Genomic DNA, 13,637 nt, shown 5'->3' with positions numbered 1-13,637 from the left:
GAGTCACGCTTCTCCTTTTCTTCACACGCAAAGCAGACAAGCTTCCCTTCAACAACCACACCGTTCAAAAATCCCTCTAAACAGTACACGTTCTTTTGACATATCGTGCAGATTCCAACGTACTCTTTCACGACTTTCTCACTCCTTACATACGATTAAAAACCATAAAAAAAGCTCTATTAAAGAGCTTCTTTCCGTACATAGGATTTTCCTTCATTTCAACAAACGGCTCATTTCCTCAGGAGAAAGCGGCTTATCAAATAGATAGCCTTGACCGATATGACAGCCTTGTTCCGTCACAAACTGCAGCTGTTCTTCGTTTTCGATTCCTTCTGCGGTTAGGGCAAAATTAAGTTTTTTCCCCATTTGAATAATCGTTTCCACCAGCACTTTTCCAACTTCATCTAAGTCATCAATAAATGATTTATCAATTTTTAACGTATTGATTGGCAAGTGTTTAAGATAGCTGAGAGAAGAGTAGCACGTTCCGAAATCATCCATCGCCACTTTTATCCCTAGACTCCGCAGGCGGTTTAGCACTTTTTTCGATTCTTGACTGTTTTGAATAACGCTTTCGGTGATTTCAAGTTCTAGAAAGTGCGGATCAAGGCCCGTTTTCTTCAAAATTTGTTCCATGTCCGTTACAAATCGTGAGGACTTCAGCTGAATAGGTGACACGTTCACCCCTATTTTACTCGCTTTTAAATTTATCTCCGTCCATGCTTTCATTTGCTGACATGCTTCTTCTAATACCCATTTGCCAACCGGTACAATCAAACCAACTTCTTCTAAAATGGGCAAAAATTCATTTGGATAGACAGTACCAAATTTTGCGCTATTCCAGCGGATAAGCGCTTCTGCCCCTATGACATCAGACGTTTTCAAATCGATTAACGGCTGATAAACGAGCTGAAACTCATTTCTTTCTAACGCATACTTTAACTCATTCTCCATGCTAATCGTTTTAATGATTTTTTCATTTGATGAAGAAGAACTCATTTCATATGTGTTTCGCCCATTTCGTTTTGCTACATACATCGCAATATCTGCTTGCTTAATTAACCTGTCAATTAGTTCATCTGCGTCTTTTGGAATAATATGCCGCTGACATTCCTTTGAAAATAGGCTGATGCCAACGCTTGTAGAGGTTAGCACTTTATCTCCGTCTATATAAAAAGGAAGCGACATTTCTTTTACAATCTGCTCGGTCATTTCTTCAATTTCCTCAACAGTTTTTAGTGTATGAAGCACTAAAATAAACTCATCGCCCCCGTGCCGCGAGATAAAATCAGAGGACGGAATACATTTTTTTAATCTTTCTGCTACGCGCCTCAGCAGCACATCGCCGTGATGATGGCCAAGCGTATCATTTATTGATTTGAAGCGGTCTAAATCTAAAAATAAAATAGCCAGCAGTTCTGGAGATTCTTCATCTAAAAACAGTTTTTTTAGCTGTTTGTTTAACCAGTAGCGGTTAGGTAAATTAGTTAACGGATCATAATAAGCCATTTGCTTAATTTTTTCTTCATATGCTTTTCGCTTTGTAATATCATTGCGAATTGATACGTACTGATACGGTTTTCCTCGTTCATCTAAAAATGGAACAATGGTTGTATCCACCCAGTAATACGAACCGTCTTTTGCCTTGTTTTTTATTTCTCCGTGCCAGACCTTACCTGAGCTGATTGTACTCCATAACTCTTTAAAAAACCGTTTTGAGTGATGTTTCGAATTAATAATACGATGATCTTGACCGAGAAGCTCATGTCTTTCATATTTAGAAATTTCACAGAATTTATCGTTCACGTGATTGATGAATCCGCGACTATCTGTAATCGCTACAATCGATGATTCATTTAACGCAAGTTCAATATCATTTAGTTTTTTCAGCGCTTCTTTAAATTTATATTCAAAATGCCTGTTTTCCATATCCTATACACCTTTATCAAAATTTTAACGATAAAACAAAACCCATGACGAAATGATAGAGAGGAATCGTGAATAATGAATACAATTTAATTAGCAATGGACAGCGAATTAGTTTGTCCGATTGCCTTACATTCGTAAAATAGTAAGCGTACAATTGCCGCTTTTCCTCTTTACACCTTTACAAACTTCTTACACGCAGTTTGTAAAAGGATTGATAGATAGTTTCGTTTATCCATATCTGTTATCACAACTTTTCTATGGTAACATTAAAATGATTTTTATAGAAATGAAAGTGTACTTTCTTCACGTAATTGACATACCTTTTGATGGTAAACAGAAAAAAGCCTCTGCTTTAGACAGAGGCTTTTTTCACTTTCTTCTCATGAGCTCGTACGCGTCAGCCACGGAAGAATAAGATATTGAAAGGTTTTGTTGTACACAACAATCCGGTTAAGATAATACGGATCGTTGTCTTTTGTAATAACATGAGGAGCTAAAATAGCTGCTTGGTGAAAACCAGCATCTTTCACAATCTTAGCTACGTCATCATTCGTATTGCCGTATGGATAGGCAAAGTAAACGGAGTCTATTCCTAAATGGTTCTTAATCGTTTCTTTGCTTTTTCGTAAATCACGAGCAAACGCGCTGTATTTAGCAGGCGTCAGAAATAAAGGCTTGTCTTCTTCTAAACGGTGCATATCATATGTATGCGAACCGATTGTCGCAAGGCCGCTGTCTTTCATTTCTTTTAGCTGACTCCATGAAGCCATATTTAAATTTTGAAAGTCCTCTGCTCCCACTTGTCCTGCGATTACATATAGCGTAAACGGAATGTTTTCCTTTTTCAAAATTGGAAAAGCGTTTTGATACACGGTACGGTCAATATCGTCAAATGAAATCCATACGCAGCGTTTTGGAAACGTGCCTTTTTGCTGATACGTTTCAATATCTTTTGGCGTAACAAACGTAGCGTCAAGTTCCTTCAGCTTTTTTAACTGTTGTTCAAAATCATTGCTGTAGACGCTGTACTCTGTCAGTTCGTCAGACTTTGTAACTGAGCTGACAATTCGATTAAACCAATTATGCTTGCGCACGCGATGATAATTTAAGCCTAAGCATCCGTTCGTCTCAAGCGCTGGCTCCACGGTCGTTGTTGCTTTCGCCTTATCTTCCCAGTTCACTACTTTAAAGAAAATAAAGCCAACTACCGCTGCCGCAATTAAAAGAAAGAATACATATTTCTTCATGCGTGCTTCCTCTCCTCAGTATGTTTTAACGGATTAACATCAAACTCGATGTACTGTGCACGCTGAAGCTCTTGAATTTGATCCTTCGATAAAAGCTCAAGACGCTCTAAATCTTTAATACTCGTATACGCCGGCTCTTTTCGTCGGTTTAAGCTTCCAAATCTCTTTTTGTTGTAGAATCTCCATAAAAACAGAGCCAGGAAAAAGAAGCAAAAAATAGCGAGTCCAATTACTAAAAACGTTCGAATTTCGCCGTTCGTCGTTTTGAACGCAATTTTTAATACCCCGCTGTAACGGTCATTTACGCCGATAACAGCTGAAAGGAAAAACCAAAGAACAATGGCACAATACATCCAAAAAACAGATGAAACAATGATGCTTATCACGAATCGAGCAAGAGGCTGCTTAGCTTGAATCATGATTTGCTCTTCGTTAAGCCGCGGTCTGGACTGCTCCATGTGGCATAGCCTCCTTTCACTCTAGATCTGATAGCACGAGGAAATGCGCCCACTACCACAATCGTATTGACAATCCAGTAAAGCGCTGGGTACCATGCAGCCCAGACGTAATACCGCTTCACGTTGTCGTATTTCGAATCAATTTTCAGCGCAATAAACAGCTGAATTAAGCTCATAAATACAAGGGAAAATGACGTAAACGTAAACCAAAACAGTATGTCTTGAGGACTGTTCGCGGTAACAAGCAGCATGATCGTCACAAAAAGCCATGCGAATGACCAAAGAGTACTGATCCACTGCTCTAGGTATACAATCCAAATTCTGCGCTGCTTCCATTTTAATAACACTTTCCAGTGGCGAAGCATTACCTCTTGCCCACCTTGAGCCCAACGTACTCGCTGCTTCCAAATTCCTTTTAAGGTTTCGGGCACAAGCATCCAGCACAATGCCCGCGGTTCATAGCGGATATCCCAAAAGCGCTGCTGCAGCTTCCAGCTTACGGCGATATCTTCCGTAATCATGTCACGATCCCACAGCCCGACGTCCACAAGTGCTTTCTTTCGAAAAGCCACTACTACGCCTGAGACCGTCATTACTTTTCCTAAAATTCGCTGTGTTCGTTTAATAGAACCGATAATAGAAGAATACTCAACTAGCTGAATGCGACTCAGCAGCGTATTACGGTTTCGAATGCGCGGATTTCCGGTAACGGCTCCCAGCCGTTCCCCTTTATGAAGAAAATGATGGATTAGATAATACGGAGCGTCTTGATCTAAAATAGCGTCTGAATCTAAGCAGATTAAAAACTCAGCTTTAGATGCGTGCGCACCTAAATGCAACGCGTTGGCTTTTCCTTTATTTTCATAAAGCTGAATCACACGAACTTCAGGGTGATTCCTGCTGATTTCCTTTAAAATATCAGCTGTTCCATCGGTGCTTCCATCGTTAATAAGGATGATTTCTTTAGACGGATAATCTAACGCCAAAAGGTGCTTAAGCGTTTCTTCAATCGTTTCTTCTTCATTATAGCAAGGCACTAAAAAGCTCACTAACGGCCAATCAACTGTTGAAAAATCAACTTTAGGATCTCGGTCGCGATAGCGTATGTAAATAAGCGTGCCCGCAATCCAAAATAAAGACATAATAAATGGATACCAGAAAACAAAGCTCGCGAGCTTTTCAAATCCAGGTATTAATACGTGTTGCATATTCATTTTTCTGACTCCTTCATACCAATTAAAATTGCACAGAGTGACAATTTTATCATTAAATTGGTTAAATAGAACATAGTAATTTTAACCATCTAAAAAAAGAGTCTTTTAAACTACGTTTATTCCTATATTATACAACCCCTTTATGTAAGTAAGAAGCACCAATAAAGGATGGGCAAGTTACCTACTTAAAGAAGTGACATATAGTATCACTATAGATTTCTTTCACCATAAAAAACGTGAGGGTTGCAGCTAGTATATGAAAGAAATTCTTTCCCTAAGGAGGAATAACAAATATGAACGAACAAATTCAAAAACTGCTCAATAACTTAATTCAACTTGAACACGTCTCTTCAACTTTGTACCTAGCTATGTCTAACTATATGAATCGATTAAACTATAAAGGAATGGGCAGCTGGCTACGCCTGCAGTCTGAAGAAGAACGCACTCATATGCTAAAACTTATTGACTACTTAGTTGACCGCGGCGGAACGGTTGAATTAAGTTCTTTACCTGCTCAGACAAGTGAGTTTGGGACACCGTTAGAAACGTTTCAAAAAGTATTGGAGCATGAAAAGTTCGTCACAAATTCTTATCGTCAAGCGTTTCAATTTATCAGCCAAGCGAACGATCCTCAAACCCTAGTCATCGTGCAGGACTTTTTGAGAGAACAAGTCGATGAAGAAGCTCAGGCTCAGACAATCGTAGACCGCTTAAAAATTGCTCAAAATAACCCTGCAGCTATTTTTATACTCGATCAAGAACTAGGACAGCGAAAAGCTGCGCCGGCAGCGGGCGGAGCAGCTGCGCAAGGTTAAACGCGCAGAAGATTGCCGAACAATGTACAAAAACAATAACACGCCTCCCGTTTCCTTGCTTCGAGTTGGGATTCATCACGGCTATTACGGCTATCCGCCCAATGTGTACGATGCCATTCAAAGGCTTATGAATCAATATATGCATCAGCTTCACTATCATCGCCCTCAGTACGTTCACGTGTACTACGTGCACCCTTCTCTTATTCACTACTACCTTCACTGAGTGGAGGAAAACAGGAATTTTGTTTCATGAAGAAATTCACTGCTTTTCCACCTAATTCAGGAATTCCAATCAAAAATATGGATATTTATGCTAATATAAAATTTGTTAATCATATAAAGAAATAATATTAGCGGGGTGTCATATGGATAATCAATACGTTGTAGGATGGGGAACGCTGGCTCTAATTAATGCCGGATTAGCGCAAGGTAAAAATCGAACCGGTCTGAACTGGTTCTTATTATCTCTTGCTTTAGGACCGCTTGCTACCTTCATCTTACTGCTGGTTGAAAAACGATAAAATTAGCTCAAAGCTCATTACATTGAGCTTTTTTCTTTATTCTTCAACTATAACTGCTCTCCGAAACAAGTAAAAAAAGCACTGCATGAAATTTTTTTCTAGGCTTAATATGCATAAATCTATTCATCATTCAGACTGAGTTCCGCGGCATTTTTTGATTAAAAACCTACATCTACTCTTTAGAAATAGGGTATTGGCCCTTTTTAAGCCTTTTTTTCTTTCTCTTCTTGCAATAAAACCAAAAGAAAGAATAACGCTTTTATTCTATGCTTTTTCAATTATAGATTAACTTATTTTCTTCAGATGATTACCATTTACACTGGAAAGCTGTGCATCTACTGAATGAGGTCAAACTTCCTGTATTTCTCAATCTGTAGGATGAATAAATACTCATTTGCTTCATTTGACAAAGAAATAAATGCTGTGTAATTTAAGTAACATACCCCATCTAAAATGTTTTTAGAAAGGATTAAGTAGCAAGATGCGTACAAAAAAAGAAGAGTGTATAATTGACGAAATGGGAAGAGTATCCCTTCCTTCTTTGTTTATGCAACTAACGAAACTCGAGACGAACGACAAAGTTCTTTTACGGAGCTGTGATGATTGGATTATTATTGATCATCATGATGAAAATGTCCCCGTTCCTTCTCATATCTTCATTCGAACAATTGACCATATGGGTAGAATAGTCATTCCAAGATCCCTGCGAGATGACTATGAACTTACGCCCTTTGATTATGTAGAACTATACGTAGTAGAACAGCAAATTGTTATGAAAAAAAGAGACGAAAAAACGATAACGCTTTCACAAAAACCTGGGGCGCCTCCTCCTTATTATGCAACATTAACCGGACGGCAGATTCAGCTCACTTCTGAACTTTTAACGTCAGTCGAATTGGATGCAAACATGGAGGTTCAATTTTTTATTAACCAAAAAAATAACATTGTGATTCAAAAATACGAAATGAATTTCGGTGAAAAAACGACTTTAATATTTACGGCTCAATCTCGAAAAATTGATGAACGTTTTCGACTTACCATTCCTAAAAAGCTGCGAGATGATTTCTCCATCCACTCAGGTACGATGTTAAAAATCAAGACAGGTAATAAGCAGCTCATTTTAGAAAAAGTAGAGCATGAAAAAGAGATTAGCAGCGCATTATCTCAGCAAATAGACGCAGCAATTGTTGAAAAGTTACCCAAATAAGACCGACGCCAAAAACAAATGGTTCCTTACGACTTCAAAGCAAAAGCTAAGAGTTACGCATAGACTGGCCTTTTCTATACTCAACTCTTAGCTTTTAGACTTATCTTCCATAAACGTGTACAAGCCGGTTACTCCACATGATAGCACTATCTCCAAAATAAAACACCATTTCCATATCTATTTAAATCATTGTAAATAATTTGAATATATGATTATAATAAGATACTTTGCATAGAGGAGGCTGATTTAGTTGAAGATCTCAACAGGAGCTGAATTTTACGATAATGACGAGACGTTTTTGGCTTATACAAAACGCAGGCAGCAAAAAGAAAATGCCAACGATACGATTGAAAAACCGTCCATTCTGCAGCTTCTAGGTGATGTTACAAATGCAAACGTTTTAGACTTAGGGTGTGGAAACGCTGGATTTGGCGCAGAGCTTCTTGCACAAGGCTGTTTTTCTTATACCGGAGTAGACGGCTCTATCAATATGATAAACGCAGCTCACAAACAGCTTTCAACCTATCCAAATGCAGGAGTGATTCACGAATCGATGGAGCACTATACTCCACCGCGTGACAAATACGATTTAGTTACCGCAAGACTGTCTCTTCACTATATCGAAGACTTAGCTTCCATTTTCATTAAAGTGAATCAAGCACTCAAACCTGAAGGAAGATTTGTTTTTTCCGTTGAACATCCAGTCATTACTTCTACTCTTCAGCCTTCCGCTCTACGCACAAACTGGACGGTGGATAACTACTTCTTCACGGGATTCCGTCAGCAGCACTGGATGGGTGGATACGTTCAAAAGTATCATCGCACCCTTGAAGAGTACTTTTCTTTGATGCAGCAAAGCGGATTCACCGTTACAAATTTAACAGAAGCATGTCCTCAAAAAGAACATTTCGACAGCGCTGAAACTTACGAGCGTCGAATGCGTATTCCTTTGTTTTTACTAATGAGCGGTGTGAAAAATAGATAAACTAAAAATGCTAAAAAAGATCTTAACTAGTCTTTCTATAGGTAGAATCCATGCGTAGTCGTTTTCAATTATTTGACCAAAAAAGCACCAGACCCTTTGTTAAGGAAACAAAGGGTCTGGTGCTTTTTTAAATAAAGATTTACTTAGCGTTTGTGCTGATATAATGTTTAATTACTTCATAAACATAGTCTTGGCAAGCGGCTGCTGTATTTGGATTATATTTTCCATTGTTTACTTTGTTGTTAGATAACACTCTGATACCTAAGAATGGAACGTCATAGCTTCCCGCAATTTGTGCTGCCGCTGCGCCTTCCATTTCTTCTACAGACGTCCCATATTTAGTATGGAACCACTTAATTCGATCCACTTCGTTATTCCACGTGTCTGCTGATCCTATCGTTCCTTCAACCACTTTACCTTTTTTATATGTATCTTTTACTGCATTTGCAGCCGCAAGTAACTTCTTATCTCCTTCATAATAACGAGCTTTTTCAGCATCAGGATCTTCTCCAGCGCTTCCTTCAGAAGCCATTAAATCCATCGGCTTCCAAGCAGTAGGATCCATTCCTTCGCCTTCTTTTTTATCTTCTGTTTTTAAAGAGCCTATATTCGTTGTTCGCTTTCCTAATACAATATCAAACACGTTCAGGTTTTCATCATGCCCGCCCGATGTTCCTTGGTTGATAATTGCTTTAGGATGGTATTTTTCTATAGCTATCGCTGTAGCAGCTGCCGTGTTTTCCATTCCTTTTCCCGTTTTAACCACAATGACCGGATAATTGTCGACAGTTCCTTTGTAAAAAACAAAATTCCCTGACTTTTCTTCTTTTACATTTTCTAATTTTTTAGCGAATTTCTGCGCTTCTATCGGCATCGGCCCTTGCACAATAATAGGCTTCTGCTTCTGTTTATCTCCGGCTTCTTTTTTTGAAGCTGAATTACACCCGGCAAGTATAGATAGCAGTAAAACCATACCAATAGTAAATAAAGCCCCTGTTTTTAACATCTTGTTTTTCATAGATCGTTACTTTCACTCCATTTCGTTTTGCTGTTTCATACACTCGATGATTGGACAAAAGAAAAAAACCTAGAGCATGTTTCATGGTCTACGTTTTTTAGAGTCAAAGTATAAGAAATTAAGTACGGAATACAGCTTCTGTCTGGGTAAACCGAACATTTTTATACTTTAACTCGTAGTCCAGTTCTTTGAATGGGAACCAGGTAGAGACACTTAGACCATATTTCCAAGCATATACGAGCAATATTTTTCACTTTCTAAATGTATCAAATACAAAATGGTTATTCAATATAAAAAGCGAATATTTTAATATTATTCATATAAATCGTTCGTATTTAACCATTTCTTAATAAATATATGACAAACCCCTATCTCAAAACAAAAAAAGAGGCTGAGACATAACGAGATGAATCCAATTTAAAGACGCACAAATGGCATACATGAGCTGAACCGCTTGTGACACCGCAGTTTATTTCCGTGCAAGACTTCGCTTTCCGCGGGCGGTCGATGAGAATCCTCGTCACTTGCGTTCCTGCGGGGTCTCACCTGTTACGCTTTTCCCGCAGGAGTCTTCGTCTTGCCCTCCAATCACCTGCTAGAAAGATCTAAACAGGTGAAACCTACGTTCACCCTAATAAAAAAACGAACCACTAATCAAAAATTTTGATCAATGGTTCGTTTTTCACTTCGTCTAAAATACTTTTGTTCCAGCCTCTTTTTCTACTTACTATTTACCGTTCTACCTTCATTTAACGTTTATTGGCAGCGGTGCATGAGACGCTACAAGCTGCTGTTCACGCATTTCTTCCCAGAAGGCTGCCGGAATTACCGTGTTTAATGCCGCTTTGTCTTCTGCAATACGCTCTGGACGACTGGCGCCAGGAATAACGGCAGCAACCGCTGGATTAGCAAGCGAGAACTGTACAGCAGCAGCCTTAATGCTGATCTGATGACGATCTGCAATGGCTTTGATTTTTTCTACTTTTGCCATAATGTCTGAAGACGCTTTTTGATATTCAAAGTGTGTACCTCCAGCAAGAACGCCTGAGCTGTATGGTCCGCCGACAACGATGTCCATATTATGCTTTACAGCTTCGGGCATCACTCGCTGCAGCGCACGTTCATGATCTAACAGCGTGTATCGGCCAGCGAGCAGCGATACATCAGGCTTTGCTTCTTCTAGCTCCAGCATAATTTCGATTGGTTCCACTCGGTTTACTCCAAGTCCCCATCCTTTTATAACTCCTTCTTCGCGCAAACGTGTAAGCACACGAAATGCGCCCGTTCGAGCAGATTCAAATTGTCCTACCCACTCATCTCCATAAAAATCTTGCGCAACATCATGAATATACACAAAGTCTAAGCGATCTGTTTTTAAACGGTTTAAGCTTTGTTCAATTGAACGAAGAGTTGCATCAGCGCTATAGTCATTAATAATTTTATTTTTACGGCCGAATTCAAAAAGCCCGCCTTTTTCTCCCATATCACGTGAAGATGTATCTTCCAATTCATCTGAAATGACGCGACCTACCTTTGTACTTAGCACATACTCATCGCGGTTTCTTTTTGATAGTGCTTCACCAAGGCGCATTTCTGCTAAGCCAGCTCCGTAAAGAGGGGCTGCGTCAAAGTAGCGGATGCCGCTTTCCCAAGCAGCATCAACCGTTGCGATGGCCTCTTCTTCTGGAATATTGCGATACATATTGCCTAGTGGTGCTGTTCCAAAACCTAGTTTTCCTTGCAGTATCTCTCTCATATGAATAAAACCTCCTGAAATTTTTATACCTCTATTTTAGAATTTGATTCGTATAATCAATTTATTAAATGTCTTATTATTCCCTGACAAAATTTATTATGAAGCATGGAAACACGAAAAAAAAGTACGCACTTTAAAGTAATATGGGAACTAAAAAGTAACCTACTAAGATGCAAATGAGCTTTTTAGACTCTTTTTTCTTTATACCCTTTCTACTTCTTACTCATGCAAACAAACATTTTGCATACAATAAGCAGAAAGCTACTTTATAAATGAGGTGAGACTCTTGAGAGATGAATACTTCAAAAAAATTGAAGATAAGCTCGATAAGCTCGATGAAATGGACGATTCCACAATGAAAGAAGAACAAAAAGATGAGTATTTTCAAAGTTTGCTAGATGATATGGATGATTTGTTAAAAGACATGCGCCAGCGAGAAAAAGACTCGAATCATCTTGTCAGCGAACATATGAGAACGGTTAATGACATATTTGATAACGCAATCAAAAATTTAAAAAAAGACCGAAGCTAGCGTTATAACACTTCTACTTCATTTAAATATACTGATTTTTCTGTTTTTTAATATAAAAATATAGTATTTCATATATAAAAATGGTATTTTCAGTATACGCATACAGTAGGAGTGAAAAGAGGAATGAAAAACAGTCACTTTAAAGAACAAGTAAAAACGAAAGAAGAGCTTCGCCGTATAGTCGGCACGCCTAACAAATTGGCGCATCAAAAAATAATTCCTTATTTAGATCGACACTGCCGGGAATTTATTAAACATTCCCCTTTTGTTATCATTGCTACAGCTGATTATAAAGGAATTTGCGACAGCTCTCCGCGGGGTGATCACCCTGGTTTTGTACAAGTCGTCGATGAGAAAAGGCTGTTGATTCCAGAGAGGCGCGGCAATCAAAAAGTAGATTCATTGGAAAATATTTTATCTAATCCTCAAATAGGGCTACTTTTTTTAATTCCAGGCATAGAAGAAACGCTGCGTATTAACGGCAAAGCTTGCATTGTAAAAGAAAAAGCGCTGCTTGAAACAATGGCGGTTCAAAATAAACCTCCGCTGCTCGCTATCGGCGTCGAAGTACAAGAGTGCTTTCTCCACTGCAGCAAAGCGTTCAAGCGATCAAAACTGTGGAACCCAGAATCTTGGGAAAGAGTCGAAACGCTTCCTTCTGCAGCTAAAATAGTCGCAGAACACGCAGGCTTTTCCACCCTAGAAAGCCTCAACAATCCCGAAGGAAGCAAAACCCAGCACCTTTATGAAAAAAAGCCGCTATAATGCGGCTTTTATCATTTTACCATCAAAAAAAATATACCTCCAGCAATGATCAGAACGGGTAACAAAGCAAGAAGCACGCCCTTTTTCGAAGCTCCTATGTATTCATGGTCACCATAGGCGCGGCCTGCTCTCAAATCGACTTTCACCTGAGATTCTTCTTTTTTATGTTCTTTTTTCATCCTCTTTGCCTCCTAGCGGCATTTGAGCGTCGATTTGCTTGATATGATGCTCCAAATGAGCGATATAATCTTTAGCCAACCATTCAAGCGAAACGAACTTTCCATCTCCTAGTTCGAATTGATACGTATGCTTTTCTATTGGTATATGCAAAAGAACGGAAGCAATTTGCTTATTTAAGCTGCTCCATAGAGCAACTACTTCTTTCATGGACGTATCTTGATAGTGCTGCAGTTCTACCCATTCATCTTGTTTGTAAGGCGTCAGTACACAAGGATTTTTTTCATGCTGCACATTGATAAAGCGCTGCAAATTGTGAATGGCTGAGTCACATAAGTGCCCCACAATTTCTTTAGGTGACCATTTCTTAGGAGCAGGACGGTTTGACGCCGCTGCTTCAGAGAATACTTCAAGCTTTTTAGGGAGCTTTATCACCCATTCATCTAACTGAGCAATCGTCGTTTCCATGTTCATTTCTCCTTTAAGCACGTTTTTTCAAAAACCTTTCCCATATAATATTCATCGACTGATTTTTCATCTACAACGAGCGAACATACTTTTTTCCCTTCTATTTCAAAACCCATCTTTTTATACAGCGAAATGGCCGGTTCATTGTGGGTCATAACCGTTAGCTCCACTCGTTTAATGCCGCTCTGCGCTGCCCATCTCTCCAATTCCTTAAACAACGAAGTGCCGATGCCCCGGTTTCCATAAGATTGAAGCACGCCAACAGCTAAGTATGCGCTGTGTTTTTTTCGGTTAACGCTTCCGCCAATCACAGATAAATGTCCGACAAGCTGGCCGTCTTGTTCCGCCACTAAAATGGTCGAGTTCGGCATCTTTAAAAAAGTTGTAATCATTTTTTTCTGCTGTTCAAGCGTAGTCGCACGCTCATTTTCCTCGTACAGCATATAGGCTGTTTCTCGATCAAGCTCTTTATTTAACGCTAAAAAAGCGGCTGCATCGGAAGCTGAAATTTCTCGAATCACGTTTACCCCTGCTTTCGTCAATAG

The 13,637-nt window shown here is 39.1% G+C and carries 16 protein-coding genes and 1 riboswitch; of the genes, 7 read left to right on the top strand and 9 right to left on the bottom strand.

All coding sequences use genetic code 11. The features are described from left to right. Positions 1-213: 213 nt before the first annotated feature. From ACRPLY_RS09010 to pgaC, 4 genes are all read right to left on the bottom strand, one after another. Positions 214-1,929 (bottom strand): putative bifunctional diguanylate cyclase/phosphodiesterase, encoded by a 1,716-nt coding sequence (locus tag ACRPLY_RS09010; RefSeq protein WP_432231754.1) that lies wholly within the window; start codon positions 1,927-1,929, stop codon positions 214-216. Between the two features lie 380 nt (positions 1,930-2,309). Continuing rightward, entirely contained in the window at positions 2,310-3,176 is an 867-nt protein-coding gene (gene icaB, locus ACRPLY_RS09005; RefSeq protein ID WP_335576906.1) for an intercellular adhesin biosynthesis polysaccharide N-deacetylase, read from the bottom strand. Beyond that, positions 3,173-3,634 carry a poly-beta-1,6-N-acetyl-D-glucosamine biosynthesis protein PgaD gene (gene pgaD / locus ACRPLY_RS09000; RefSeq protein WP_028414958.1) on the bottom strand — a complete coding sequence of 154 codons (462 nt, stop codon included), beginning with the start codon at positions 3,632-3,634 and terminating at the stop codon, positions 3,173-3,175. The genes icaB and pgaD overlap by 4 nt, the downstream gene beginning before the upstream one ends. Beyond that, positions 3,592-4,848 (bottom strand): poly-beta-1,6-N-acetyl-D-glucosamine synthase, encoded by a 1,257-nt coding sequence (gene pgaC / locus ACRPLY_RS08995; protein ID WP_034328181.1) that lies wholly within the window; start codon positions 4,846-4,848, stop codon positions 3,592-3,594. Before pgaC ends, pgaD begins: the two co-directional genes overlap by 43 nt. Before the next feature lie 293 nt (positions 4,849-5,141). Between pgaC and ACRPLY_RS08990 the strand changes: the two genes are divergently transcribed. From ACRPLY_RS08990 to ACRPLY_RS08970, 5 genes are all read left to right on the top strand, one after another. Continuing rightward, positions 5,142-5,663 carry a ferritin gene (locus tag ACRPLY_RS08990; RefSeq protein WP_432231753.1) on the top strand — a complete coding sequence of 174 codons (522 nt, stop codon included), beginning with the start codon at positions 5,142-5,144 and terminating at the stop codon, positions 5,661-5,663. Positions 5,664-5,685: 22 nt separating this feature from the next. Next, positions 5,686-5,886 carry a hypothetical protein gene (locus tag ACRPLY_RS08985; protein WP_014458732.1) on the top strand — a complete coding sequence of 67 codons (201 nt, stop codon included), beginning with the start codon at positions 5,686-5,688 and terminating at the stop codon, positions 5,884-5,886. Between the two features lie 142 nt (positions 5,887-6,028). Next, positions 6,029-6,184, top strand: coding sequence for a hypothetical protein (locus tag ACRPLY_RS08980; RefSeq protein WP_014458731.1), 156 nt, complete (start codon positions 6,029-6,031; stop codon positions 6,182-6,184). 481 nt (positions 6,185-6,665) lie between these two features. Further along, complete coding sequence (locus ACRPLY_RS08975) at positions 6,666-7,391, top strand: AbrB/MazE/SpoVT family DNA-binding domain-containing protein (RefSeq protein WP_221817758.1); 726 nt, start codon at positions 6,666-6,668, stop codon at positions 7,389-7,391. Between the two features lie 250 nt (positions 7,392-7,641). Continuing rightward, positions 7,642-8,376: a class I SAM-dependent DNA methyltransferase gene (locus ACRPLY_RS08970; protein ID WP_432231752.1), complete on the top strand. Its 735-nt coding sequence runs from the start codon at positions 7,642-7,644 to the stop codon at positions 8,374-8,376. Between the two features lie 139 nt (positions 8,377-8,515). Here the strand turns inward: ACRPLY_RS08970 and ACRPLY_RS08965 are convergent, their stop codons facing one another. Together ACRPLY_RS08965 and ACRPLY_RS08960 are read right to left on the bottom strand one after the other, a co-directional pair. Further along, complete coding sequence (locus ACRPLY_RS08965; RefSeq protein ID WP_098626193.1) at positions 8,516-9,394, bottom strand: 5'-methylthioadenosine/S-adenosylhomocysteine nucleosidase; 879 nt, start codon at positions 9,392-9,394, stop codon at positions 8,516-8,518. Positions 9,395-9,550: 156 nt separating this feature from the next. Further along, a riboswitch (purine riboswitch) is annotated at positions 9,551-9,654 on the bottom strand. 485 nt (positions 9,655-10,139) lie between these two features. Then, entirely contained in the window at positions 10,140-11,150 is a 1,011-nt protein-coding gene (locus ACRPLY_RS08960) for an aldo/keto reductase (protein ID WP_028414966.1), read from the bottom strand. 286 nt (positions 11,151-11,436) lie between these two features. Between ACRPLY_RS08960 and ACRPLY_RS08955 the strand changes: the two genes are divergently transcribed. Further along, positions 11,437-11,682 (top strand): hypothetical protein, encoded by a 246-nt coding sequence (locus ACRPLY_RS08955; RefSeq protein WP_014458723.1) that lies wholly within the window; start codon positions 11,437-11,439, stop codon positions 11,680-11,682. Positions 11,683-11,805: 123 nt separating this feature from the next. Continuing rightward, a complete protein-coding gene (locus tag ACRPLY_RS08950; RefSeq protein WP_028414967.1) occupies positions 11,806-12,447 on the top strand; it encodes a pyridoxamine 5'-phosphate oxidase family protein in 642 nt (213 codons plus the stop codon). Between the two features lie 11 nt (positions 12,448-12,458). Here the strand turns inward: ACRPLY_RS08950 and ACRPLY_RS08945 are convergent, their stop codons facing one another. From ACRPLY_RS08945 to ACRPLY_RS08935, 3 genes are read right to left on the bottom strand one after another with little or no spacing between them, the layout of a single operon-like run. Next, a complete protein-coding gene (locus tag ACRPLY_RS08945) occupies positions 12,459-12,626 on the bottom strand; it encodes a hypothetical protein (RefSeq protein WP_167387332.1) in 168 nt (55 codons plus the stop codon). Beyond that, positions 12,610-13,092: a DinB family protein gene (locus ACRPLY_RS08940; RefSeq protein ID WP_432231751.1), complete on the bottom strand. Its 483-nt coding sequence runs from the start codon at positions 13,090-13,092 to the stop codon at positions 12,610-12,612. The genes ACRPLY_RS08945 and ACRPLY_RS08940 overlap by 17 nt, the downstream gene beginning before the upstream one ends. Before the next feature lie 2 nt (positions 13,093-13,094). After that, a complete protein-coding gene (locus tag ACRPLY_RS08935) occupies positions 13,095-13,613 on the bottom strand; it encodes a GNAT family N-acetyltransferase (RefSeq protein WP_154973229.1) in 519 nt (172 codons plus the stop codon). Between the last annotated feature and the right edge of the window lie 24 nt (positions 13,614-13,637).

The sequence above is a fragment of the Priestia sp. TGN 0903 genome, assembly GCF_050846855.1.
In the GTDB taxonomy this organism is placed as follows: domain Bacteria; phylum Bacillota; class Bacilli; order Bacillales; family Bacillaceae_H; genus Priestia; species Priestia zanthoxyli.
Note: the sequence above shows the minus strand (reverse complement) of the source record. Positions and strands in the feature narration are given on the sequence as shown.

Bases quoted from the DNA above. Each gene is read 5' to 3' on its own strand.
- ACRPLY_RS09010 (WP_432231754.1), bottom strand. From the start codon at position 1,929: ATGGAAAACAGGCATTTTGAATATAAATTTAAAGAAGCGCTGAAAAAA.
- icaB (WP_335576906.1), bottom strand. From the start codon at position 3,176: ATGAAGAAATATGTATTCTTTCTTTTAATTGCGGCAGCGGTAGTTGGC.
- pgaD (WP_028414958.1), bottom strand. From the start codon at position 3,634: ATGGAGCAGTCCAGACCGCGGCTTAACGAAGAGCAAATCATGATTCAA.
- pgaC (WP_034328181.1), bottom strand. From the start codon at position 4,848: ATGAATATGCAACACGTATTAATACCTGGATTTGAAAAGCTCGCGAGC.
- ACRPLY_RS08990 (WP_432231753.1), top strand. From the start codon at position 5,142: ATGAACGAACAAATTCAAAAACTGCTCAATAACTTAATTCAACTTGAA.
- ACRPLY_RS08985 (WP_014458732.1), top strand. From the start codon at position 5,686: ATGTACAAAAACAATAACACGCCTCCCGTTTCCTTGCTTCGAGTTGGG.
- ACRPLY_RS08980 (WP_014458731.1), top strand. From the start codon at position 6,029: ATGGATAATCAATACGTTGTAGGATGGGGAACGCTGGCTCTAATTAAT.
- ACRPLY_RS08975 (WP_221817758.1), top strand. From the start codon at position 6,666: ATGCGTACAAAAAAAGAAGAGTGTATAATTGACGAAATGGGAAGAGTA.
- ACRPLY_RS08965 (WP_098626193.1), bottom strand. From the start codon at position 9,394: ATGAAAAACAAGATGTTAAAAACAGGGGCTTTATTTACTATTGGTATG.
- ACRPLY_RS08960 (WP_028414966.1), bottom strand. From the start codon at position 11,150: ATGAGAGAGATACTGCAAGGAAAACTAGGTTTTGGAACAGCACCACTA.
- ACRPLY_RS08950 (WP_028414967.1), top strand. From the start codon at position 11,806: ATGAAAAACAGTCACTTTAAAGAACAAGTAAAAACGAAAGAAGAGCTT.
- ACRPLY_RS08945 (WP_167387332.1), bottom strand. From the start codon at position 12,626: ATGAAAAAAGAACATAAAAAAGAAGAATCTCAGGTGAAAGTCGATTTG.
- ACRPLY_RS08940 (WP_432231751.1), bottom strand. From the start codon at position 13,092: ATGGAAACGACGATTGCTCAGTTAGATGAATGGGTGATAAAGCTCCCT.